Genomic DNA, 22,355 nt, shown 5'->3' with positions numbered 1-22,355 from the left:
TTCTCCGGGTGCGCCAATATGCGTGCCCGGAGTATTGCGTCTCGTGTCAGAAAGAGGTCTTTCGATGATCCCGAAGAATTTGCGTGCCGTTGCTACGGCGTTTTTGTTAGGTACGGCATCCGTCGCCGCTGCTACTGTTCTCACGACTGTCCCGGCTGTTGCTGGCGTCCGTGCGTCCGTCGGTAAGCCTCTGCAGGCTGCAGTTGCTGCCGCGAACTCCGGGAACTACAGCGCCGCTATGGCTCACCTTAAGGAAGCCGAAGCGGTTGGCGGTCTGACCGCCGAAGAGCAGAAATATGTAACCCAGACCCGCGATTTCGTCGCGGTTAAGTCGGGTGGTTCAGCCGGCCCAGTTACCAATGCGGTGACGGCTCAGGCCAAGTTTACTGCCGATTATCGTGCGCGCAAATATAAGGACGTCATTGCTGACGCCGATATCCTGCGCAAATACAATGTCCTCAATGCCAAGAACATGGAGGTCATTGCTCAGGCCTATTATCTGCAGCGTGATTTTGCTGGTTGCGTCCGCTATGCCAAGACTGTTGGCGGGGCGACCGAACTGTTGATGCGTTGCGCCTATGAAGCCCATGACGACGTCACCTACAGCGCGGCGTTGGAACAGCTGGTTTCTTCGAGCAACAAGCCTGAATATTGGCAGCGTCTGATTAAATACGCTGAAGGTTCCAAGGCTCTGTCGGACCATCAGTCGCTTGATATCTATCGTATCAAGTTCCGCACCAGTGCCGTCACCACTGCCGACGATTATTTCATCACCGCGCAGTATGCTCTGCAGTTTGGTTTTGCCAGCGAAGCCAAAAGCGTGATCGATGCCGGTATTGCTAAGAAGATCCTTGGCGATGCCCGTACCCAGCGTCTGGTGAAGATGGCCAACGACGCGATTGCCAGCAATCAGCGCAATCTGCCCAAGACCATCAAGGAAGCCAATTCGGCAAAGAATGGCGACCTGCTGGTCAAGCTGGGTGAAGATTACTGCGGCATGAACAAGGGCAAGGACGCTGTCGATGCGGTCAAGGCCGGTATCGCCAAGGGCGTGTCCGATCCTGACAACGCGCAGGTTCGTCTTGGCCAGGCTTATTTTGCGGCTGGTGAAAAGGCCCAGGCTCTGGCGGCTTTCGCTAAGGTCAATGGCAACGCCAATGCCAAGTTGGTGGCGAAGCTGTGGAGCCTCTACGTCAAGAGCCACTAAGGCCTGACGGAATATATACGAAAACGGCCCGGGAAACCGGGCCGTTTTTTTATGCCTGTATGAATACGAAACCTTCAGGCGCTGTGGCGGAAAACCAGTTTCTTCGACAGCACGAAATTGAATACCATGCCAAACAGCACGCCGATTGCCAGTGCAACATAGGCGATCGACAGCGGTGCCGGTGCCCAGTGGATCAGCCCGGTATAGGCCAGGTAATTGGCCAGGGCGCCAAGGCTGTTGGCGGCCACAAAACGGCCCCATTCCTTGCCCATCGCGGTCAGCCCCCGACTTGCCTTATCTGCAAAGGTAAGCTTGCGGTTGCCCCACCAGGTGAACGTCACCGAGGGGATGAAGGCAATGAACCAGCTCAGATCCGGCCCGGCATGCAGCAGCCCGTGGGCGACCATCAGCGCGGCTTCGTTGACGAAAAATCCTGCCCCGCCCACCACGCCAAAGCGGATGAAGCGCGAGGCGCACAGCGTACCAACCAACCCGTCCGCCATGATGCTCAGGCCCGATCCCGCTGATCGAGATTTTGCGGCCCGGTGAATTTCAGATAGGCGACGCGCTTCAGTTCCCAGCGCCCGCGTGTCACCGTGTCGAGAATGATGCCACAGACCATGCACAGGAAGGCCAGCATCATCGTGCCGGTAACCAGCACGGCCGAAGGCAGCCGTGGCACCAGTCCGGTTTCAAAATACTCGACCACCACCGGAATGCCGATAACAAACGAGAACAGCGCCAGGAAAAGCGCGAAGAAGCCATAGAAGAACAGCGGCCGTTCTTTACGCAGTAACAGCGCAATCGTCATCAGAATACGCCAGCCATCGCGATAGGTGCTGAGCTTGCTAACCGAACCTTCGGGACGTTCCTTATAGCGGGTGGTCACTTCGATCATCGGTACCAGCATGCGCACGGCATGGACCGTCAACTCGGTCTCGATGGCAAAGCCTTCGGTAGTGAAGGGGAACGACTTCACGAAACGGCGTGACATCACGCGGTAACCGGTCAGCATGTCATCAAGCTTGACACTGAACATCATCGCGGTCAGCCCGGTGAGCAGCCGGTTGCCCAGCACATGGCCACGGCGATAGGCGGCAGCTTCGTTATCAGCAATGCGTTTGCCGGCCACGATGTCATAGCCTTCGTCAATCATCTGACGCACCATCTGGGGGGCTATTTCGGCGTCATAGGTGTCGTCGCCATCGGTCAGGATATAGATGTCGGCTTCAACATCGGCGAACATGCGCCGCACCACATTGCCTTTGCCCTGACGCGGCTCGCTGCGCACCACGGCACCGACGCTCTTTGCCTCGGCAATGGTGCGGTCAGACGAGTTGTTGTCATAGACATAGATCGTCGCGTCCGGCAGGCTGGCTTTGAAATCCCGCACCACTTTGGCAATGGTGGCTTCCTCGTTGTAGCAAGGAATGACCACGGCGATCTGTGGCTTTTTCTCAGTCATGTTTAATCCTGTCGATAGAGCGGGCACCACTGATAGGCACCCACCAGATTGGTCTCGAACAGACGGCACTGATGCCAGTCAATTTGCAGGCCATATTGATCCAGCGCGTCTTTGGCCCGGGTCATATCATAGGCGTCGGCAATCAACACCAGGGGGCCCTTGTGGCCCCGAACGCGGGCCATCATTTGCCTGGTCAGAATGGTGCCGTCGTCAGGTTGCACCATCCAGCCATCAATGCGGACCACCGGGACCTGCGCAGGCAGCTCCGGTGCGATAAAGCCGAGCGGGGCATCACCGGTCATCAGCACCATGGTGCGGGCCGGCTCGGTGATTTTGGGCAGATCCGCCTCGATATAGGGTTCGCCGAGCGGCGCCCGCTCCATCACCGCGCTGCGGGTGAAGAGTAGCGCGACAAAGAACAAGACACCAATACCAAGCTGGCGCGTGCGGGGCGGCAGCGGCAACAGGCTGACCGCCATGGCAATCAGCAGAGGTGCCATCATCTCCAGCGTCAGGATATAGCGGTGAATGGCGAACAGCTTGATCCAGCAAAAATAGCTGACCGCGACGAAAACAAAGGTAACGCGCACCGATGCGGGTATCGCCAGCGGCTGTTTGGAACGGCGCCCGACCAGCCAGAACAGCGACGTGATGATGATCAGCACATAGGCAATGGCAATCCGGATGTCATTGTGGGGCAGATCATCGGCCACGCGATAGTCGATGGCGAACAGAATCGGATAGAGCAGCGTCTTGTAATTGCTGGTTGGCAAAAAGCGCATGTCGCGGTAGGGCGAGGCCAGCGCCAGCGGTGAATGGAAATACTGGTTAAAATAGGGAAACAGCGGGTTCCCGGTCAGCTCATACATCTTGAGCATCCAGGGCCCCTCGCACAGCAGGAAGCCTGCCAGTCCGCCAACCCCGGTCCCCAGCAGCCGGGCGATGATGTGCTTGCGATCGCCGCCCACCACCAGCACCGCCGCCACATAGCCCACGGCAAACGGTGCGGTTGGCAGCTTCAGGCCCGCGGAACCACCGACCAGCAGTCCGCCCAGCGCGCACCACCAGAAGCCCGCCTTCAGGCTGCCCCCCGCCAGCTGTTCGCGCCCCAGCACCAGAATGCACAATGCGGACATGATGAAGAAGCTCATCACATTGTCATAATAGTGTGTGCCGAACAGGCTCAGCGTCATGCCGCCGGTCAAGCTGAAAAAGGCAATCCCAGCCGCCCAGAGCTTTTTTTGCGGCAGGCGCAGGGCTTCGCGGGCAATCAGATAGATCGGCACGATATTGGCGGCCTGAAACAGCCCCAGAATCGCAATCGCAACGAAGGAATTGGTGTGCTGGGCCAGCACATAGAATGGTACATCCAGGAACGGGTTGTAATAGCTGGCCTGATGGGCGACCAGCATGTCGATATGCATGCGCCCGTTCAGCAGGGCATAGGGGATGTACCAGTGATAATTACGGAAGTCCCAGGAGGTGTCTTTACCCAGCAGAACGACATAGCCGGTCCAAATCAGGATCGAAAGTGTAAGAAATGCCAGTTCGCGTGCGCTTATGCGCAAGCCGTGTGTGGCAGTGGGGGCAACAGTCATCATTATCCGGCTGGGTTAAAGCGTTGAATCCAGAACGTCTTTCTACAGCGAAACGTCAGCGAAGAAAATCGCCCTTAATAATGCCATAGCCCGGCCCAGAGATAAAAGGGCTGCCATGCGCTATCTAACGCGGCAGCCCAACAGTTTTCTGTAATTACTCTAAACTAGTGCGGGGCGGTTTCGTCCGCATCCACGTCTTTACTATCGTGCTGTTTTATTTCGTTCGGGGTGTCTGCTTCGCCTTCGACGGCCAGATTAGCAAGGAACTGCAAGGTGCAGGACCGCCACGACCGTGTCAGCGCAAAGTCCCGCGCAGCCTGACGCGACAGGGCAAGCGCCCGCAGACAGGCGGCTTGCAGGTCGTCGTCAAAGGCTGCCACCGGGGCATCGCCCACGACATCCTTCGGGCCTTGTACCGGATACGCCGCCACCGGCAGGCCAGAGGCCAGCGCCTCCAGCACCACCAGACCAAAGGTGTCGGTCTTGCTGGGAAAGACAAAAACGTCGGCGGCAGCATAGGCCTTTACCAGATCCTCGCCGGTCATTGGGCCCAGGAACTGCGCCTCGGGATACTTCTCGGCCAGCTCGGCATGGGCCGGGCCATCACCTACCAGCACTTTGCTGCCGGGCAAATCGAGGCTGAGAAAGGCTTCGATATTCTTTTCCACTGCAATCCGCCCGACATAGAGCCAGATCGGCTTGGGGTAAGGCAGCGATGCCCCCGCAACCGGGTGGAAATAATCGGTATCCACACCGCGCGACCAGATCCGCAGGTTTTTAAAGCCCTGGGCTTCCAGTTCGTCTTTGAGTGATCCGGTGGCCACCATCACGGCGGTGGCTGGGGCGTGGAACCAGCGTAGCAGGCGATAGACCTTGGTCTCGCCGATCAGCGGGAATCGCTTATGGATATATTCGGGGAAACGGGTGTGGAACGAGGTGGTGAAGGGAATCTGGTAGCGGATGCAGATTGCCCGCACCGCCAGCCCAAGCGAGCCTTCGGTGGCAATATGCACCGCGTCGGGGGCGAATTCGGCGATTTCCTGCTCCAGCGACCACTGGGTGAACAAGGCCACCCGAATCTCGGGATAGGTCGGCAGCGGAAAGGTGATGCGCCCTTCCGGGGTGACATAGCGTACCTCGTGCCCCAGGGCGGCCAGATCATTGCCCAGTGTTTCGAGTGTGCGCACTACCCCGTTCACCTGGGGGGCCCAGGCGTCGGTGACGATCAGAACTTTAAGCCTCTGCGTTTCCGGGACCATGCCGGTTTGCCCGATACCGGGCGGCATAGACCGTTTTGCTCTCCACCTAAGCTGGTATAAGCGCCGCCTTTTCGGACGGCTGCTTACCGGCGCCGGCATGATCGCACGCAGTGAGGTGAGGTGCCCAGTGAAGAATCTCCATGTTTCCCCGGGCATCTTCGACAAGGGCAGTGCAGCTTTCAACCCAATCCCCATCGTTAAGATATTGAATTTTGCCAATATGGCGGATTTCGGCCTGATGAATGTGACCGCAGATAATGCCATCCACATCTAGGGTTGCAGCGGCGGCGGCTACGGTTTCCTCGTAACGCGAAACATACTCGACGGCTTTCTTGACCCGCCCTTTGAGAAAGGCCGACAGCGACCAGTAGGGCAGGCCCATTTTGCGGCGCAAGGCATGCAGCCGGTCGTTCAGTGCCAGCGCCAGCGCATAGGCCGCATCACCGACATGGGCGAGCCATTTGGCACAGGCGATAATGCCGTCGAACTTGTCGCCATGCAGCACCAGCAGGCGCTTGCCTGCGGCGGTTTCGTGAATGGTTTCGTCGCGAATCTCGATGCCGCAGAACGTGCGCCCGCAATAGGGGCGCAGGAATTCGTCATGGTTACCGGGGATATAGATGATCCGGGTGCCGGTATCGGCCAAGCTGAGCAGGGCCTGCACCAGGGCGGTTTGCGGCGCATCCCAGTACCAGCGGCGTTTGAGCTGCCAGCCATCGATGAGATCACCAATTATATAAAGTGTGTCGCATATGTTCCGCTGCAGGAAGTCGGTCAGCATCTCGGCCTTGCAGCCGCGTGTGCCAAGATGAACATCCGAAATAAAGATGGTGCGGTGGTGTCGGGTGGGGCGACGGGCTGGCGGCTGTGTCGGTGGATAGGCGGGGGGGGCGGTGAATGCCGCCACAAGTGGCCCGATCTCGGTCAGGCCGTCGCGGTACAGGTGGTGAAACGGGCCGTTTATTGCAATTTCGGCGCTGTCGTTCATACCCCAAGCTCCCTTCCGCCTATGGAATCACCGGGTGTTTCGCTGGGAATTACCTAACGCGTGGGCGCGAAACTTTTTTTGCAGTGCGAAGACAGTGCTGTGAATGCGAAGGTTTTTTCTAAACCTTAACGTTAGACACCGGTGACATCTTGCGCCGCACAAATAATTGGCGATGCTGCAAAAAAACTAAGCATCCAGCATTTCCCAAGGAAAGTATGGGGTTCGGGGCGAAAAAAATATCTCCAGTACCATATTATGACTTGATTACGCGGTTGCGAAAGAGCATATTGTTGCAGCGCGGCATTGCGAGCTCTGGTTTGCGACGCCGCGGCCCTTCCTGGGCGTTTCCTCCCTGAACTTGGCCGCTCCTCTGGAGCGGCCTTTTTTTTGGTCCACCAGAATGTCTAGCGCTGTCAGGGTGCTGGCGTGGCGGAACTCCGCCGTTAAGCCCGGTTACTCGGCGGCTAAGCGGTTCTTTCCGTCATTTTCGCATAGCGCGGCGATATCGCGGCGCAGGATTTGCTGCAGTGCATTTGTGATGCGGCATTGCACCTGTTCAAAGGCGCTATTCGGCTCGACGCTTTCTTCTTTCATATAAAGTGCGCGGTTAACCTCGATCTGAATCGCGAAGGAACCTTCGTCATGTTGCCCATAGAAGGCGGTGGTATAGCCGCCAGCATAGGGCTGGTTCCGGGCCACGGTAAAACCTTCTGTGGCAAAGCAGGTTTCAAACAGGCGCACCAGACGTTCCGGTGCGGCATGGCCATGGCGATCGCCGATGACAATATCGGCCAGATGCGGCCCCGAAGGCATGCTGTGGCAGTCGATCACCACAACATGGGGGAACAGGCTGCGGGCGCGGGCCACCAGCGCCGCCAGGGCGACATGATAGGGGTGATAAAGCCGCTCCAACCGCTCATGGGCCTCCAGCGGCAGTAATTTATGGTGATAGATCTCGACCCCTTCACGGATGATGCGGGGAATTACCCCCAGTCCGGCTGCGGTGTGGGGGGTGTGCAGCGCTGGCTGCTCGAGCACGCCATCGAACATGGTCGGGTCCAATTCGCCAACCGACCGATTCACATCGACAAAGGCGCGTGGAAAGCGGGCCATAATCATGGGGGCCGCCATGCGGGCGGCATCGAACAGAAGATCGATATAGGCGTCTTCCGAACGGCGCAGTTCGGTCAGGGGCAGCGTGGTGCTGGCGATAAAGCTGTCGGGATAGGCGCGCCCGGAATGGGGCAGGGCGAAAATAAGCGGGGCTGATTCTCCCCGTGGTAACGAAAGCCGGTAGGGGGTGCGGTACAAATCGGCCAGTGGGACGCTTTGCGGCGCCACGCTTTGGGCCGAAAGGCTGCGGGTTGGGGTGTCGAGGGCCGTGGCGAGCGTTGGGGTGTCTGTGTTCTTTGGAGGGGTATCGCAATCCGAGGGTGTTGTGATGCGCTTCATGCTATGTTCCGCTAGCCTGATCCAAATTTACGATAAAGTGTCACAATTTAAAGATTGGTTCCCAGTTTTGGCGATGGGGCGCAAATAGCGCTTCACAGCCTCGGTGTTGGCGCACTAAATTCCCCTCCCCGGGAGCGTTCTATGGCACGTATTTTATTAGTGGAAGATGATGAGACCCTGCGCCATTTCCTGACGCAGGCTTTGCAGCGCGCCGGTCATACGGTGTGCGATTTCGGTGATGGCGCAATCGCCTATACCCGCGCGATTTCCGGCCAGTTTGACCTGTTGCTGACCGATATCGTTATGCCGGGAATGGATGGTATCGAGCTGGCAAAACGCGCCAATACGCTCGATCCGGCCATGAAAATCATGTTTATCACCGGCTTTGCGGCGGTTGCGCTCAACCCTGCCGCCGGCACGCCTAAAACTGCCAAGGTGCTGTCCAAACCATTCCACTTACGCGATCTGGTCGCCGAGGTTGAACGTATGATGGCGGCCTGAACTACCAGCCTATTGTTTGCAGTCGCCGTGAGGTTGGAAATCGGCCGTTTCAAAATGGTCTTTTAAAAAAAATGGCAGTTTGGTGAAAAAGACGTCGACAGCGTCTTGCCAGCGCCGGGAGCGGACGTTATAGAACCGCCCACCGTCAACGGACGGGCGCGTAGCTCAGCGGGAGAGCACTACCTTGACATGGTAGGGGTCACAGGTTCAATCCCTGTCGCGCCCACCACTTATCTGATTGATAGATAAGTGGAATTTAAACCGGTCGCGTGTCGGCCCTGACGGTTCCCTCAAAATCACAATCATATCGGATGTCCTGGGCTGGTACATTGCCTGGTTGAGGTTGTATTGCGTGGGGGCAATGACTGATTTTTCTGTGTCACTCGCCGGGCGGCGTCCTGCGCCATGGCCGGTACCACCGCTGGATGGTGTGCCCCCGCGCCCTGACCAGTATCAGGTTATCGTTATCGGTGCTGGTATCGGCGGGCTGTCTGCTGCGGCGCTGCTTGCGGCCCGCGGCTGTCGGGTTCTGGTGCTGGAAGCCCATCGCACGGTGGGGGGCAACTGCGTTTCCTGGCAGCGGGCGGTTACGGTGGCCGGGCGCAAGCTGCGTTTTGTGTTTGATTCCGGTGTGCAGGATATCAGCGGTTTGGGGCCGCGCGGGCCGTTGCGCAATCTGCTCCGCCAGCTGAAGGCGCAGGACAGATTGGTCTGGCACCCGGTGCGCCACGCCTACTGCAACGAGGGCATGCGCCTGGATGGGGCGCAGGGCGTTCGGCGTTTCATCGAAAATTATTGCCGCCTGTTTTCCGATCAAGCCGCGAACCTGCGTGCATTTTTTGCCGAGATGGCAGCGATTTATCACGACATGTATGCCGAGGTTGACCAGACCGGCGGGGTTCCGGTTCCCCCCGCCGCTGCCGAGGGCATGGCCTGGGCGGCACGTCATCCGCACGCGTTTCGCTGGCTGAAGCAGCCCTTTGACGACATGCTGGCGGCCTATTTTACCTCGGAACCACTGAAGCAGATGTTGCGTACCGTGTCGGAATATATCACCGACGATCCTCATCTTTTGCTGGTCAAGGATATGGCGCCGCTGTTCGGTTATTATTTTGATGGCGGATTTTACCCTTCTGGTGGGGCGCAGCAACTGGCCAATGTGCTGGCGGATCTGTTTCAGGCCCGCGGTGGAACGCTGAAGTGCCGCCAGCCGGTGGCGCGCATCTTGGCGATTGATGGTCAGGCTGCCGGTGTTGAAACGCAGGACGGCCAGATCTTTCATGCCCCGGTTATCATTTCCAATGCCGATGCGGTGGCCACGCTGACGCAGCTTGCCGATCCGGTGCTGCTGCCAGAGCGCTATCGGGCCAATCTGATGGCGATGGGGCGCGGGCCTTCGGCTTTTCTGCTCAGCCTTGGTCTGACGACGGTGATGGATGTGCCGGAACGTATTTTCGTCAGGCAGAACGGGCTCGAATTTGGCATCGGTAATCCCGGTGTGCGCGATGCTACGCTGGCATCGCCGGGCTGTTCGGCGGTTACGCTTTTGTGCCTGTTATCTGAAGGGGCCTCGCAGACATGGCTGGCGCGTGGCCCCAGCTATGATGCTGACAAGCGCGCCTTTGCCGATCGTCTGATTGATGCTGCGGCAACCGCAGTGATGCCGGATTTGCGCCGCCATATTGTGTATCGCGAGGCGGCGACACCGGCGAGTTTTGCGGCCTATACCGGTGCGCTGGGCGGTAACATTTATGGCGCGGCCCGCGGCCGCTGGCGGCCCTCTTTACGTTCACCGTTGCCGGGGCTGTTTCTGGTCGGCGGCGGCACCGAAGCCGGTGCCGGGATCGAGGCGGTGGTGGTATCTGCCACACGGGCGGCCGATACCATTCGCCCGCCCCTCAAGGCGCACACCTTACAGCTGTCTGAGGATGATCGAAGTGTTGACGCCGCCAAAAGCAAAATTGTTCGTCATCAGATATTCGGGGTTTAGCCTGCGGGCCGTACCCATGATGTGATCCAGCTCGGCGCAATTCGGATCGGGATGGACCAGATTCGCTGTCGGGCAGAACCAGCCCTCCCGCATCATCTCGATTCCAAGCCAGGCTTCCATCGAACCGCAGGCCCCCAGCGTGTGGCCGAAATAACTTTTCAGTGCCTGCGCCGGAACCTTGGTGCCCAGCACGCCATGGGTGGCGATGGATTCGGCGGTGTCGCCGCCATCGGTGGCGGTACCGTGCAGACTGACCACGCCGATGGCTTCGGGCGGCAGCGCGGCATCTTCCAGCGCCAGATCAAGGGCTCGGCCCATCATGTCGGCCTGGGGGTGGGTGATGTGACGGCCATCGGTGCTGGTGCCAAAGCCGACGATCTCGGCAAAGATTTTGGCTCCCCGCGCCCTGGCGTGTTCATACTCTTCCAGGATCAGGGTACAGGCCCCTTCGCCGATCACCAGACCATCGCGGTCGCGGTCAAAGGGGCGCGGCGTTAGCGCCGGGGTGTCGTTCTGTGTACTGGTGGCAAACAGCGTGTCGAAGATGCCGACATCGGCGATATCAAATTCTTCTGCGCCACCGGCAATCATCACATCAGCCTTGTTCAGGCGAATGGCTTCTGCGGCATACCCAATGCCCATACTGCCCGAGACACAGGCGCTTGAGGTTGGAATAAGCCGTCCGGTGGTGCCAAAGAAAACACTGATGTTCACCGCGGTGGTGTGGGCCATGGTGCGGATATAGGTCGTCGCGGTCAGCTCGCGCGAGAAGCCGTGGGTGCGTAATTCATAAATACCAACAACAGCATCCGGGCTACCATAGGACGAGCCATAGGCCACCCCCAACCGCCCCGATTGCACGATCGGGTCGCCGACAAGTCCGGCATCGGCCAGCGCCTTTTCGCTGGCGTAAACGGCCAGTTGCGATACCCGGCCCATGGCTCGCAGCATTTTACGCGGATAGCGGTGTTCCGCATGAAAGTCAGCAATCGGTGCCGCCAGACGGGTGCGCACGCTGGTGAACTTATCCCAATCCGTCATGCGGCGGATGGCGGTTTTGCCTGCCGCCAGATTGGCCCGGATGGTGGGCCAATCTTCGCCAAGGGCCGTAACGCCGCCCATGCCGGTAACCACAACGCGTCTCACTTAAGCCATACCCCCGTTTACGGAAATTGCCTGCCGCGTGATGTAGCCTGCTTCGTCCGAGCAAAGAAAGGCCACCAGCGCGGCGACGTCTTCGGGTTTTCCCATCCGGCGCATCGGCACAATATGGCTAAGATCGTCCGCAGTGATATCTGTCGTCATCTGGGTTTCAATAATGCCGGGCACTACGCTGTTGACCGTGATGGCACGTTTGGCCATTTCCACCGCTAAGGCCTTGACCGCGCCGATGATGCCCGCCTTGGCCGCACTGTAATTGACCTGACCGCGATTACCGACCAGACCGGAAACCGATGACAGTGCCACAATGCGCCCGCCCTTGCGGGCTGAAACCATCGGCATCACCAGTGGCTTTAAAACATTGTAGAAGCCATCCAGATCAGTCTTCAGCACGATATCCCAGTCATCGTCTTCGAGTGCGGGAAACGGATTGTCGCGCGCAACCCCGGCGTTCAAAACCACGCCGTAATAGGCACCGAACTGCGCCAGCTCACCCTCCAGTGCGGCGCGGCAGGCGGCACGGTCGGCAATGTCAAAACCGATGGTGCGGCCATCCGATCCGGCGGCGCGCACAGCGTGCAGGGTTTCTTCCGCCCCGGTCGTATCACTGCCATAATGGACGACAATCCGAAAACCGTCTTTGGCCAGCCTGACCGCAATAGCGCGGCCAATGCCTTTGCTGGCACCGGTGACCAGTATGGTTCTGTCCGTCATGGTTCGCCCCTTGAGATGTCGTCTGGTTGCTCAGGCGGTTGATACACATTGATCCGGGCCGTTACGATGCTGCGCCCGGCGCTGGAAATGCGGCAATCAAACACGCCCATCGGATCGCTATGAAGAATTTCGGTTACCTCGACGTGAAGGCGCATGTCTGGCGTGAACCAGCCCTCTTCACTGTGAAAATCGCGCGTCCCCAACAAATAACCAATCCGTACCGGCAGGGCGTGGCAGCGCGCGCGTAAGCCGGCGAACAGGCCGCAGGTCTGTGCCATATATTCCAGACCGACATACGCCGGAACCCCCTTGCCGGGTTCGAAAAAACGGCTTTGGGCCGTGATGACGAGTGTCGTGGTGCAGCCCGTATCACTGAAGCCGACAATGTCATCGACCAGGATCATCGGTGGGGCATGAGGCAGCAATTCTGCAACCGTATACGGACAATTAGCCATGGTGGGCCTGCCCCAGAATGACGGCGGCATTACTGCCACCAAAGCCAAAGGAATTGCTCAGCATGGCGAGCGGTATATTCTTCGGCAGGCGCATATCCGCTGTGACATAACACAATGGCGGTAGGTTTGAATCACTCTGGCCATCCCAGCGATGCACAGGCAGGCGGCGCTCTGGATTATAAGCCGGATGCAGGGTCAGCCACAGGAACCCGGCCTCGCACCCGCCGGTGGCACCCAGCATATGGCCGGTCATGCCTTTGGTCGAGCTGCAGGGGACGCGATCACCGAACACACGTGATACAGCTGCCGCCTCCATCGCGTCATTGAGCCGAGTGCCAGTGCCATGCAGATTGACATAGGCAATTGCGTCCGCCGTCAGCGCGGCCTGATCCAGCGCCTGATGCATGGCGGCGGCCGCCCATTGGCCGCTGGGTTCGGGGGCTGTCATGTGATGGGCATCGGCGGATTCCCCCGTGCCCAAAAGTTCGATCTCGGCCTTGTCGCGTCCGATCAGAAAGGCCGACGCGCCTTCGCCGATATTGATGCCATCACGGTTGCGGCTGAACGGATTGCAGCGATCTTCGGCGAGCAGCTCCAGCGCGGCAAAGCCGTTCAAGGTCATGCGGCACAGCGTGTCGGCCCCCCCGACGATAACCGCATCGGCAAGCCCGGCCTTTATTAGCCGCCGGGCCGATGCGAAGACTTTGGTGCTGGACGAACAGGCCGTGGCAATGGTGTAGGCCGGGCCGCCGAGATCGAACAACCGTGCGGTAAAGTCGCAAAGCGCGGTCAGTTCCTGCTGACGGTAATCAAATCCATCCGGCCATGCCCCCGTTTTGATGAAACATTCCAGTGCATCCTCGCCCGCCGCAATGCCAGAGGTGCTGGAGCCCAGCACAACCGCGATGCGGTCGCGGCCATAACGGTCACGGGCGGTTTTGACCGCGGGGGCTATTTCCTCCAGCGCCAGCAGCATCAGCTGGTTGTTGCGCGAATGGAGGTCCTGCAATGGTTCGGGAATATGTGGCAGTGGGGCACTGACCGCACCGACGCGCACTTTGCGGCCGGAAATCAGTGTACGGCTGTCGGTCAGGCCATCGCTTTTGGCATTGAACAATGCCGTGGCAACCGCGGCTTTCCCCGTGCCGATGGGTGTGGCAAGCCCGCAATCCTGTAGGTAAAGACGCATGTGCAGATGCCCCGCTTACGGCTCCAGCGCCGCTGATTCAATGGATAGGGTATAATCCCATAACCGGTCATGATAGCGCGTTTTGCCGAGCCAGACGTCGTCCGCCTGCGGCGCATAGTCTACGTTTGCAATGTCTTTGCCACCGATCACGATGCTGCGGCTGGTTGGGGTGGTGGTAATGATCGCATCCGGCATGGCTTTGGTCAGTGCGTCCTGCGGCCAATAGATCATCACCAGATCCGCCAGCATGTTCTGCGGGCGCAACTGTCTGGGCACCCAGGGGGCGGTTTCATAGCTGACGCCGCTGCGGGTCCACTGCACCGTAACGGCGCGCCGCCCCAAGCCATCGCTGCACACCATAGTGAAATGATCAGGGCCTGCATCAATACGACCCTCAATCGCTATGCTCTGGCCGCCATAGCTGGCCACCACGCTTTGCACCACCTCGATATGGTGATCCAGACTGCTCAAATCCGGCAGTTGCATTTCTATTCCCGGTGCCAGGACAATGGGGGTACTAATGGCGGTGATGACGTGTTCGGTTTTTTCCGCCGCACCACCAGGGCTAAAGATCCAGAATGCGGCAAACATACCGGCGATGGCGGCAAAACGGTGTTTCATGCGGTAGGTCTCTTTCCCATCGGGGTAAGCAAAAGTGCCAGTATTACCCCGACCAGCATGGTCAGGCCGAAATTGTGCACCGCGTGCACGCTGCTGAACGCAAGAAATCCGAACGATATGATGGTGGTGCAGGCCGACAGGGTGACGGCAAAGTGCGTCGCAGGGCCGCGCCGTTCGTTGCTCTCGGCAAAGAATACCGCATAGTCCATCGCCATCGACAGAACCAGCACCAGCGCGATAACATCGAAAAAGGTGAAGCTGGCCCCCGTCAGGGCGCATAAAAATGGTGTTGCCGCTACAGCAGCCAGCGGCGCCAGCAGAATGTGCAGGGCTCGTTTTATACCATAGCGCGGCATCAGGATCAGCGCCATCACCAGTACCGACAATGCCAGCAACGCCAACGCCCGCACCCGATATTTGGCGAACAGCGCAGAATAGTCATTGCCCGGATCAATCAGCTTGACGCCCGCGATCCCCTGTGTGGCCATCGTCAGTGCGGTGGGGGCTTTGACACCCTGCAAGGTGACGATATGAACAACCCCATCAGAAGCCGCACTGGGGCGCAGAACGTCGAGAAAGTCCATGCTGCCTGCCAGTTTGTCCACTGTCAGGCCCGGGGCTTTTTCTGCAGGCCAGGGCGGGGCGGCGCTAAGGCCCAGGGTTGCCAGTATGCCAGAAAGATAAGGCTTGTACAGTCGCTCGCGGACAAGATGGCGGTTTTCGGTCTGGGTTTTGAGCGAAGGTACATACCCCGCAACGCTTTGATAGCTGCTTAACTCCTTGCTGATGACAAGCCGGTCAAGCCGTACGCCGAGCGCTTCTTCGCGTTGCAGCGCGTCTTCTTCCCGGTTGGTATAAACAACGAAAAAGCGGCTTTCGTCCCGGATGCCGATATGCTGCTGGATGGCTTTTTGCTCGGCGACCAGCGGTGGCGACAGGCTTTGCATATTGTGCACGTCATCGTCGGCGTGAAAACGCCACAGCCCGATCAGGCACGTCAGTGCAAGCAAGGATAGTGCAGCAATCCGTTTAGGGCGCAGTGCCGGTTTGTGCCAGAAGTCCCGCAGGGCAGTAAGTGGACGCTGCAGCGGCATAGCGCGGTGCGCGGGTTGCGAATGATCCAGGAATGGCAGCCACAGCGCCACCGTCAGCCAAGCGGCGACCAACCCGACCACCGAGAAAACCGCAATCTGGCGCAGGCCGGGAAACGGTGCCAGCAGCAGCAACAGATAGCCCGCCGCTGTTGTGATGCCGCCCAACGTAATGCCGGGCAGTACATTTTTCATGCGGTTGAAAGCGTCGCCTGCATCGGGGGCGTAGATCTCGCTGAAATATTGCAGACTGTAATCGACCGTCACCCCGATCAGGCTGACGCCGAACAGCAAAGCCAGCACATGGATTTGACCCCAAAGCCACAGGCTGAAGGAAAATGCCGTCAGCAATCCCACCGCGATGACCGCCAGACTGAGCAGTAAGGGGGTCGCGCTGCGGAACGCTGCGATAAGCAGAAGGATGGTCAGCACGATCGAGAAAACACCGATAGCGGAGGTTTCCGTCATGGCGGTTGCCGCCCCGGCCTTGGCGTAGAATACCGCACCGGTGCGCAATACACTAAGGCCGGGCACCGCCTGTCGCGCCTTCATCACGGTCTGATCGACCAGACTGGTGAAGCGTTTTTGCGTGTCGATGGCATAGGGCTCGCCCACCATCACGCCTGAGATCAGGACCCAGTTCTTGCCATTATTATGGACGCTGAGCAGCCCGTTATCGAGCGTGAGCTGAGATTGCGGCACCGGTAAATTGGTGAGAAAATGCGGCAGCAGCAAAAACGGATCGTTCTTTAACAGGGCCGCACTGGCCATGCCGCCGACACCATAGACTTGTGCCAACGTCTGTTCGGCCAGCACCTGCCCCTTGTTCGCTTGTAACAGGCTGCGGTCATTTCGGCTTAAAAGTCCGGCGCGATAGGGATAATAAGCCGTGCCGATGGCTTTTATCCTGGTGCTGTCAAGCCCACCGGTGGCGGCATAAAACTGACCGGATTTTTCCAGAGCATCGGTCAGGGCCGTGGCAGCCCGACGGGCCTGTACGCGGTCGCTGTACCCGACCAGCAGCACAACACGGCGGGACAGAAACGTGATTGCGGTGTTGCTGGCGCGGGCGGCAGCGGGATCGCTTTCCTCCCGCGGCACCAGGGCCATCAGATCGGCGCGAAAGGTTATTCCTTCCAGCGCACGCCAGCCAAGATGGGCCAGTGCCACCATAACCAGCGCCAGCCAGCACACGGCCAATAGTCGCCTTACCTTATGGCGCCCCGGTTTTGTCATGGCGCCGAAAGATGAAAGCTGGCCCGCTCTGCCGCCGTCAGGGTGGTGGTGGACAGCGTGACGGCATCAAAGTTCAGCACATCACTGTCGCCATCGCTGCGTACCATGGTGACTTCTTCAACAAAACGGTCACCGCGGGCGCGAATTTCCTTGAATGGCATCATGGCATCGTTGGCCTTACGCGGGACCAGACGAATACGCCAGCTTTGCGAGGTGCCTTGTTGTGTCAGGGTGAATTTCTGCTGCATGGCGGCGACATCGCCGGTCAGCATACCGGCGATCATATCGTGCAGCTGTGCAATGAAGGGCATTTTACGGGCGGAAAGGTTTAAGGTTTCAACCCCGTTATTGCTTTGTACCAGCCCACCCTCTGTAATTACTGTGGCACTGCGTAAGGGTTTGGTCACCGTCCAGATCAAACCGTATTGCGGGGCGATGGTGAAACTGCCTTCAGATATCAGCGGTTTGGCAAAGCCGCTCATATGGCGGGTCTGGACAAAATGACCACGCAGCACTTCACCTGCATGCACCGTTACCGCCGATGCCCCACTGGGCGCCGCAACGGCGACCAACGGGGCGACTGCCGTGATAAAGCCGCTGAATATCGCGGCCAGTATGGTCAGTCTTGTCGTGACAGACATTGCTGTACCTTTTCGATCAGTTGCGGCGGTGACACAAACTGCATCTCGCCGGTGGCGATGGTAACGGCCACCTGTGTGGTGCTCGCCTTGGTCAGCACTTTGCCGGCTTCATCCCGAAGGACATAGTCGATGCGGATCCGGTTTTCATATTCGACCAGCGTTGCGGTGACAGTGAAACGCTGCAGCAGCCGTAGCGAGGCGACATATTTGATCCGCATATCGACAATCGGCCAGGCCAGACCGGTTACGGCCATTTCCATGTAGTTATAGCCGATTTGCTGGAACAGCGCAGAGCGGGCCTGCTCCAGAAAGCGGACATAATTGCCATGCCAGACTACGGCCATGGGGTCGAGGTCGTAGAACTGCGCCTCAAGCGTGATGGTGGCGGAAATCATGCCTCGCTCCAGAAATCAAAGAAATTATACCACTGTAGCGGCGTTGCTGCCGCCTGTTTTTCGAGCCGGGCGGCATAGCGTGCTACGGTTTCACGTAACGCTTCTTCGCGCCGGGATCGTGGCAGCACAATACGATTGGCAAAGGGCTCGATGCTGAGCTGATAGCGACCATCGATCAGTGGGCAGTGCATCAGATAGACCGGACATTCAAATAAGGATGCCAGCAGCCAGGGGCCCTCAGGGAATGGGGCATCGGTGCCGAAGAAGGGGGCGGTTATGCTGCGGCCACGGCTTAAGACCGGGATGCGGTCGCCAGCGATAACGATGATACCGCCCGCGTCGAGGCGTTCTTTGAGGGCGATTACGGTCTCGGGTCCGATCTCGGTGACCTGAAACAGGTTGCTGGTATAATCGCCAGTGTTTTCACTGATGATACGGTTGAAATGTACTGCATTGCGGGTGTGGACCAGCACCGTTACCTTGTCACGTGTGGCGCGGTCGACCAGCGCGCGCACCACCTCGACATTGCCCAGATGCGCCACCACCATCAGGCAACCGTGTTTTTCAGTGGCCAGCTGATCAAGCTCGGCCTGATCTATCGGCTGCACAATGGTGTGTGGCAGTTTGCCGGTCCAGCCCTGAAACACGTCAAGTGCACGTAGGGCGAAATTCATAAAATGCTGCCACTGTTCGCACCACGTTGGGGCGCGGCCCAGGGCGCGGGTGAGAAACTCGCGCGATGCCTGACGCTGAATCCGCCCGGTGACAAAAAAATACAGCACCACCGGGGTGATGAACAGCCGCCGTCCGCTGCGGCCGAGCAGCCGGCAGGCGGTGGCGCAGAATTTGAGGCCGAGATAGATGCCACGTTCGGGCAGTTTGGCCCAGTGGCCATTTCTGCGCAGATGTGGCGGGCGATGGGCGAGGATCCAGGGCAGTCGGACCAGCATGGTCAGAAACAGCCTTGTGTGCATCAGGCTGATGCGCACATTGTCATGCCACATGTCGAAGTTTGATATGTTGCCTGGCGGATAGTGTACCCGCACACCCAACCACACTGGTGCAACGCCGCGCCAGAACAGCCGCACGATGATGTCGGTATCAAACTCCATCCCGGGGCGGGGCATGGTGTGGGCGAACAGTTCCGCGCAAGGGCGCAGGGGGTAAAGCCGGAACCCGCACATACTGTCGGGAATGCGAAGCGACAGCGTTTCAATCCAGACCCAGAAATGGGTGATCCAGCGCCCGATGCGGCGGCCCAGCGGTACGCTGTCGTCATAAATCGGGCGGCCACAGATCAGTGCATTGGGATAGCGTTTCGCCAGTTCGATAAAGCGTGGCAAGGCGGCCAGATCATGCTGACCATCGGCATCAATTTGTAAGGCGTGGGTAAAGCCATCGGCCATGGCGGCCTGCATGGCGGCGACGACCGCAGCGCCCTTGCCCCGGCCCGTTTCAAAGCGCTGAACCCGGATACCATTGGGCGGATCATTGAGAGCCGCGATAGACGTGCGCGCTACCGCGTCGCTGCCGTCATCGATGATGTAGACTGCCAGATGCTCCGCCTTCAGCCGGGCTATGATGGCGGGCAGGGCGGTATAGTGATTGCGGCTGGGGATAACGGCGCACAGTTTCATGCCTGCTTCTCCAGCCTGATCTGGCCCGAAGACATTTCCACTGCGCCATCACGATAGGAAAAGCTTAAGCGATTTTTGGCCGGGTCAAAGTGCAGATCCAATGCCAATAGTTTGTCTGGCGTAATAATGCTGCGGAATTTGATCCGTATGTCCTGAGCGCTACGGTCGGGCAGTGTGAAATAGTGTGCGGCAAAACGCGCCGCCCAATCAAGCTGAACCACACCGGGCAATATCGGGTGACCGGGAAAATGGCCGGCAAAGGCTTCGTGTGTACCGGGAACCGTCAATGTCAGGGTAACGGTGTTTACACTACGGGCCTCTATGCGTGCGTCGGGCAGTTTCATGTTGGTCCCCCGAACAGCGCGGCAATGTCCGCCTGCCGTCGTTTACCCATCGGATGGCTGGGCAGGGCATCGACAAAGCGCCACTGTCGCGGCAGCCCCGCCGGTTCGATGGCTTCCTGCAGCGCTTTGCGTAAGGTTCGGGCAAAACGAAACGCCCCCTGGATTGCAAGCTGCCCTTTGCCTGCCGGTGTCAACACCACCGCGGCCGCCAGTCGTAACGGATCGGGCAGGGTGATAACCGCCACCGCATCGATAAGCGGTTGATGCAGTAAGACTTCTTCCACCGCAATCAGATTGATCCGTTTGCCTTCGATTTTGACGATCCGGTCGGCCCGCCCATGATAGATAAAACCATCCGCAGTCGGCGTGATCAGATCGGACATTTCGGTCCAGTCCGGTCCGGCAGCGGGGGACCGGATCGACAGATGTCCGTCTGCCCCGCGCATGGCGACACCGGGTAACAGATGCCAGGGATCATTTTCGTCACGGCGGTCGCAGCGGGTGGCAATGGCACCGGTTTCGGTGCTGCCGAAAATCTCGGTCGGGCGGCAGCCCAGTATCGTGGCGGCCTCGTCGCTGGCGGCCTGCGCAAGCGGGGCGCCGGATGACAGCACGCAGGCGGGGCGTAACGCCCGGGCAAGCGGTGTAATACCGCTCAGGCGGCTTAAATGCGCCGGGCTGCTGACGATAACCGCATCGGGCGATAGTTCTGCCAGCAGGGTTTCCCAGAAGCTATGGGTGTCGGCGCAAAACGGGCGGCCATACGCCAGCGGCCACAGCAGTTTGAACGACAGGCCATAGAGGTGTTGATGCGGTACGGTGGCAAAAACGCGGGCATCACGCTTAAGCCCCTGGCCAAAGCGCTGCTCGAACATGGCAGTTTCCTGTTCGAACATGCCAAGGCTTTTGACAATGCGCTTTGGTGCGCCAGTTGATCCCGAGGTGAAGAAGTTGATGTTCCCACAAGTGGGATCCAGTGGGGTAAGTGGTGTCGCGGTTATACTGGCAGGTGCAGCCATAGCGGCGGTAATGGCTGCATCATCGGCCAGTGTCGTAAATGTGCCGCGCAGCCCTTCCAGCGCACCGGGTTGCCCCGACGGCGGCAGAATGATCTGGGCTTTGGCGTGGAGCAGCCCGTAAAAGCCGACAGCGAAATGGTAACTGTCCTGACACAGCAGCGCGGCGGCGGATGTTCCGGTAAAGTACGCAGCCACGGCGACGACATCGGCGCGAAACCGGGCCAGCGGTATTTGCACCGCCCCGCGCCAGGAGATGGCCGCCGAAGCAGGATAGGCATCGCTCAGTAAGCGCGAGAGTATCCGCAATTTCATGGCTGCACGATCCTGCGCACGACATATTCCCCGGCGAATAACAGCCCCATCGCCAGATAGGATAGAAGGCCGCACCACAAGGTCCACTGCGTCAGGGTGCCCCACAGTGTGAGGGCCAGCGCGGTGGCGGCGTTGATCAGCAGAAAGGCAAACCACACCCAGGTGACGTGCCGGGTATAGCGTACCCCTTCGGGTGGCAAATCGGGTTGTGACAGCCGGGCGATACGTTCAGCCACCGTGGGCGGAAAGCATAACGACAGGCCGAAAAGCGCGGCAAAGCCTAAGCTGATGATGATGGGATAGGCCTGCACCGCACAACGGGCGTTAACAAAATAGAGCGCGATAAACAGCACCGCAACTCCGCCCGCTACAGGCAGCCAGCCTTTGATGGCGGGGTTGTGGCGCTGGCGGTAACATTGCGCACCGCCAATTGCCAGCCCAAGCGCCAGAAAGCACCAGAGCGGAAGGCGGCCTATGCAGACGTAAACCACAAACGGATAGGCAATCGCGGCCACCTGCAAAACAAGGCGCCCGGCAGTGATCGTGTAGCGGCCTTTATGCGGCCGGTGCATCGACAGCCTGCAGTTTCTCGATACAGTCGAGCACGTCGTTTATCGTGCGGACATGCTTGAAATCCTGCGGCACGATTGGCCGACCGGTCAGGGCCTGAATCTTCAGCACCAGATCGATGGCATCGATACTGTCGAGGTCGAGATCCTCGAACAGGGTCGCTTCGGGGCGGACCTTGCCGCGTGGTGTTTCGAACAGCTCGTCAAGAATGTCGGTGAGTTTTTCTAAAGCTTCCTGACGTGTCATTACACCGGGCCCCGCTCAGCACGGATGAAGTCGGCCAGGCTGCGGATGCAGGCAAAATGCGCCTTTACATCCTCGGTTACGGTAGCGATTTTGATGTCGTATTTTTTCCGGAGTGCAACGCCCAGTTCCAGTGCATCGATGGAATCGAGCCCGACGCCGTCGCCAAACAGCGGTTCACCATCATCAATCTGGTCGGGGGTGACATCTTCAAGGTGCAGGGTTTCGATGATGAGCTGTTTCAGCTCTAATTCCAGGGTAGCCATT

At 59.0% G+C, this 22,355-nt stretch carries 23 protein-coding genes and 1 tRNA gene; 4 read left to right on the top strand and 20 right to left on the bottom strand.

Annotated elements, in window-relative coordinates:
• Positions 1–64 precede the first annotated feature (64 nt).
• Positions 65–1,207: a hypothetical protein gene (locus tag ACZ5RI_RS14740; RefSeq protein ID WP_464513962.1), complete on the top strand. Its 1,143-nt coding sequence runs from the start codon at positions 65–67 to the stop codon at positions 1,205–1,207.
• Between the two features lie 74 nt (positions 1,208–1,281).
• On the opposite strand, the gene ACZ5RI_RS14735 is transcribed toward ACZ5RI_RS14740, so the two are convergent.
• From ACZ5RI_RS14735 to ACZ5RI_RS14710, 6 genes are all read right to left on the bottom strand, one after another.
• Positions 1,282–1,710: a GtrA family protein gene (locus tag ACZ5RI_RS14735; RefSeq protein ID WP_464513961.1), complete on the bottom strand. Its 429-nt coding sequence runs from the start codon at positions 1,708–1,710 to the stop codon at positions 1,282–1,284.
• Between the two features lie 5 nt (positions 1,711–1,715).
• Positions 1,716–2,672, bottom strand: coding sequence for a glycosyltransferase family 2 protein (locus ACZ5RI_RS14730; protein ID WP_464513960.1), 957 nt, complete (start codon positions 2,670–2,672; stop codon positions 1,716–1,718).
• Positions 2,673–2,674: 2 nt separating this feature from the next.
• Positions 2,675–4,273, bottom strand: coding sequence for a hypothetical protein (locus tag ACZ5RI_RS14725; RefSeq protein ID WP_464513959.1), 1,599 nt, complete (start codon positions 4,271–4,273; stop codon positions 2,675–2,677).
• 161 nt (positions 4,274–4,434) lie between these two features.
• Positions 4,435–5,556: a glycosyltransferase family 4 protein gene (locus ACZ5RI_RS14720; RefSeq protein ID WP_464513958.1), complete on the bottom strand. Its 1,122-nt coding sequence runs from the start codon at positions 5,554–5,556 to the stop codon at positions 4,435–4,437.
• 19 nt (positions 5,557–5,575) lie between these two features.
• Positions 5,576–6,517, bottom strand: a complete 942-nt coding sequence (locus tag ACZ5RI_RS14715) for a UDP-2,3-diacylglucosamine diphosphatase (RefSeq protein ID WP_464513957.1) — start codon at positions 6,515–6,517, stop codon at positions 5,576–5,578.
• Positions 6,518–6,970: 453 nt separating this feature from the next.
• Positions 6,971–7,969 (bottom strand): N-formylglutamate amidohydrolase, encoded by a 999-nt coding sequence (locus ACZ5RI_RS14710; RefSeq protein WP_464513956.1) that lies wholly within the window; start codon positions 7,967–7,969, stop codon positions 6,971–6,973.
• A gap of 141 nt (positions 7,970–8,110) precedes the next feature.
• On the opposite strand from ACZ5RI_RS14710, the gene cpdR reads away from it, so the two are divergent.
• The 3 genes from cpdR to ACZ5RI_RS14695 all read left to right on the top strand — a co-directional run bounded on the left by cpdR (position 8,111) and on the right by ACZ5RI_RS14695 (position 10,460).
• Positions 8,111–8,470, top strand: a complete 360-nt coding sequence (gene cpdR, locus ACZ5RI_RS14705) for a cell cycle two-component system response regulator CpdR (protein WP_464513955.1) — start codon at positions 8,111–8,113, stop codon at positions 8,468–8,470.
• A gap of 154 nt (positions 8,471–8,624) precedes the next feature.
• Positions 8,625–8,699 (top strand) — tRNA-Val (locus ACZ5RI_RS14700).
• Between the two features lie 132 nt (positions 8,700–8,831).
• A complete protein-coding gene (locus ACZ5RI_RS14695; RefSeq protein ID WP_464513954.1) occupies positions 8,832–10,460 on the top strand; it encodes a phytoene desaturase family protein in 1,629 nt (542 codons plus the stop codon).
• On the opposite strand, the gene ACZ5RI_RS14690 is transcribed toward ACZ5RI_RS14695, so the two are convergent.
• From ACZ5RI_RS14690 to ACZ5RI_RS14625, 14 genes are read right to left on the bottom strand one after another with little or no spacing between them, the layout of a single operon-like run.
• Positions 10,383–11,582, bottom strand: coding sequence for a beta-ketoacyl-ACP synthase (locus tag ACZ5RI_RS14690; protein ID WP_464515613.1), 1,200 nt, complete (start codon positions 11,580–11,582; stop codon positions 10,383–10,385). The two genes, ACZ5RI_RS14695 and ACZ5RI_RS14690, sit on opposite strands and share 78 nt — an antisense overlap.
• Before the next feature lie 24 nt (positions 11,583–11,606).
• Positions 11,607–12,335, bottom strand: a complete 729-nt coding sequence (locus ACZ5RI_RS14685) for a 3-ketoacyl-ACP reductase FabG2 (RefSeq protein ID WP_464513953.1) — start codon at positions 12,333–12,335, stop codon at positions 11,607–11,609.
• Positions 12,332–12,790 carry a hotdog family protein gene (locus ACZ5RI_RS14680; RefSeq protein ID WP_464513952.1) on the bottom strand — a complete coding sequence of 153 codons (459 nt, stop codon included), beginning with the start codon at positions 12,788–12,790 and terminating at the stop codon, positions 12,332–12,334. The genes ACZ5RI_RS14685 and ACZ5RI_RS14680 overlap by 4 nt, the downstream gene beginning before the upstream one ends.
• Positions 12,783–13,979, bottom strand: a complete 1,197-nt coding sequence (locus tag ACZ5RI_RS14675; RefSeq protein ID WP_464513951.1) for a beta-ketoacyl-[acyl-carrier-protein] synthase family protein — start codon at positions 13,977–13,979, stop codon at positions 12,783–12,785. Before ACZ5RI_RS14675 ends, ACZ5RI_RS14680 begins: the two co-directional genes overlap by 8 nt.
• A 15-nt stretch (positions 13,980–13,994) precedes the next feature.
• Entirely contained in the window at positions 13,995–14,600 is a 606-nt protein-coding gene (locus tag ACZ5RI_RS14670; protein ID WP_464513949.1) for a DUF3261 domain-containing protein, read from the bottom strand.
• Positions 14,597–16,927 carry an MMPL family transporter gene (locus tag ACZ5RI_RS14665; RefSeq protein ID WP_464513948.1) on the bottom strand — a complete coding sequence of 777 codons (2,331 nt, stop codon included), beginning with the start codon at positions 16,925–16,927 and terminating at the stop codon, positions 14,597–14,599. The genes ACZ5RI_RS14670 and ACZ5RI_RS14665 overlap by 4 nt, the downstream gene beginning before the upstream one ends.
• Positions 16,924–17,568, bottom strand: coding sequence for a LolA family protein (locus ACZ5RI_RS14660; protein WP_464513947.1), 645 nt, complete (start codon positions 17,566–17,568; stop codon positions 16,924–16,926). Before ACZ5RI_RS14660 ends, ACZ5RI_RS14665 begins: the two co-directional genes overlap by 4 nt.
• Positions 17,547–17,963: an acyl-CoA thioesterase gene (locus ACZ5RI_RS14655; RefSeq protein WP_464513946.1), complete on the bottom strand. Its 417-nt coding sequence runs from the start codon at positions 17,961–17,963 to the stop codon at positions 17,547–17,549. The genes ACZ5RI_RS14660 and ACZ5RI_RS14655 overlap by 22 nt, the downstream gene beginning before the upstream one ends.
• A complete protein-coding gene (locus tag ACZ5RI_RS14650; protein WP_464513945.1) occupies positions 17,960–19,600 on the bottom strand; it encodes a glycosyltransferase family 2 protein in 1,641 nt (546 codons plus the stop codon). The genes ACZ5RI_RS14655 and ACZ5RI_RS14650 overlap by 4 nt, the downstream gene beginning before the upstream one ends.
• The gene (locus ACZ5RI_RS14645; RefSeq protein WP_464513944.1) at positions 19,597–19,944 is read right to left on the bottom strand and encodes an ApeI family dehydratase; all 348 of its coding nucleotides are present in this window, start codon (positions 19,942–19,944) and stop codon (positions 19,597–19,599) included. The genes ACZ5RI_RS14650 and ACZ5RI_RS14645 overlap by 4 nt, the downstream gene beginning before the upstream one ends.
• The gene (locus tag ACZ5RI_RS14640; protein ID WP_464513943.1) at positions 19,941–21,275 is read right to left on the bottom strand and encodes an AMP-binding protein; all 1,335 of its coding nucleotides are present in this window, start codon (positions 21,273–21,275) and stop codon (positions 19,941–19,943) included. Before ACZ5RI_RS14640 ends, ACZ5RI_RS14645 begins: the two co-directional genes overlap by 4 nt.
• On the bottom strand, positions 21,272–21,847 hold the full coding sequence (locus tag ACZ5RI_RS14635; protein ID WP_464513941.1) for a COG4648 family protein: 576 nt from the start codon (positions 21,845–21,847) through the stop codon (positions 21,272–21,274). The genes ACZ5RI_RS14640 and ACZ5RI_RS14635 overlap by 4 nt, the downstream gene beginning before the upstream one ends.
• Positions 21,831–22,091: an acyl carrier protein gene (locus tag ACZ5RI_RS14630; RefSeq protein ID WP_464513940.1), complete on the bottom strand. Its 261-nt coding sequence runs from the start codon at positions 22,089–22,091 to the stop codon at positions 21,831–21,833. Before ACZ5RI_RS14630 ends, ACZ5RI_RS14635 begins: the two co-directional genes overlap by 17 nt.
• Positions 22,091–22,354, bottom strand: coding sequence for a phosphopantetheine-binding protein (locus ACZ5RI_RS14625; RefSeq protein WP_464513939.1), 264 nt, complete (start codon positions 22,352–22,354; stop codon positions 22,091–22,093). Before ACZ5RI_RS14625 ends, ACZ5RI_RS14630 begins: the two co-directional genes overlap by 1 nt.
• Between the last annotated feature and the right edge of the window lies 1 nt (position 22,355).

It is taken from the genome of Micropepsis pineolensis, from assembly GCF_055392125.1.
This window is presented reverse-complemented; position numbering and strand designations above follow the sequence as displayed.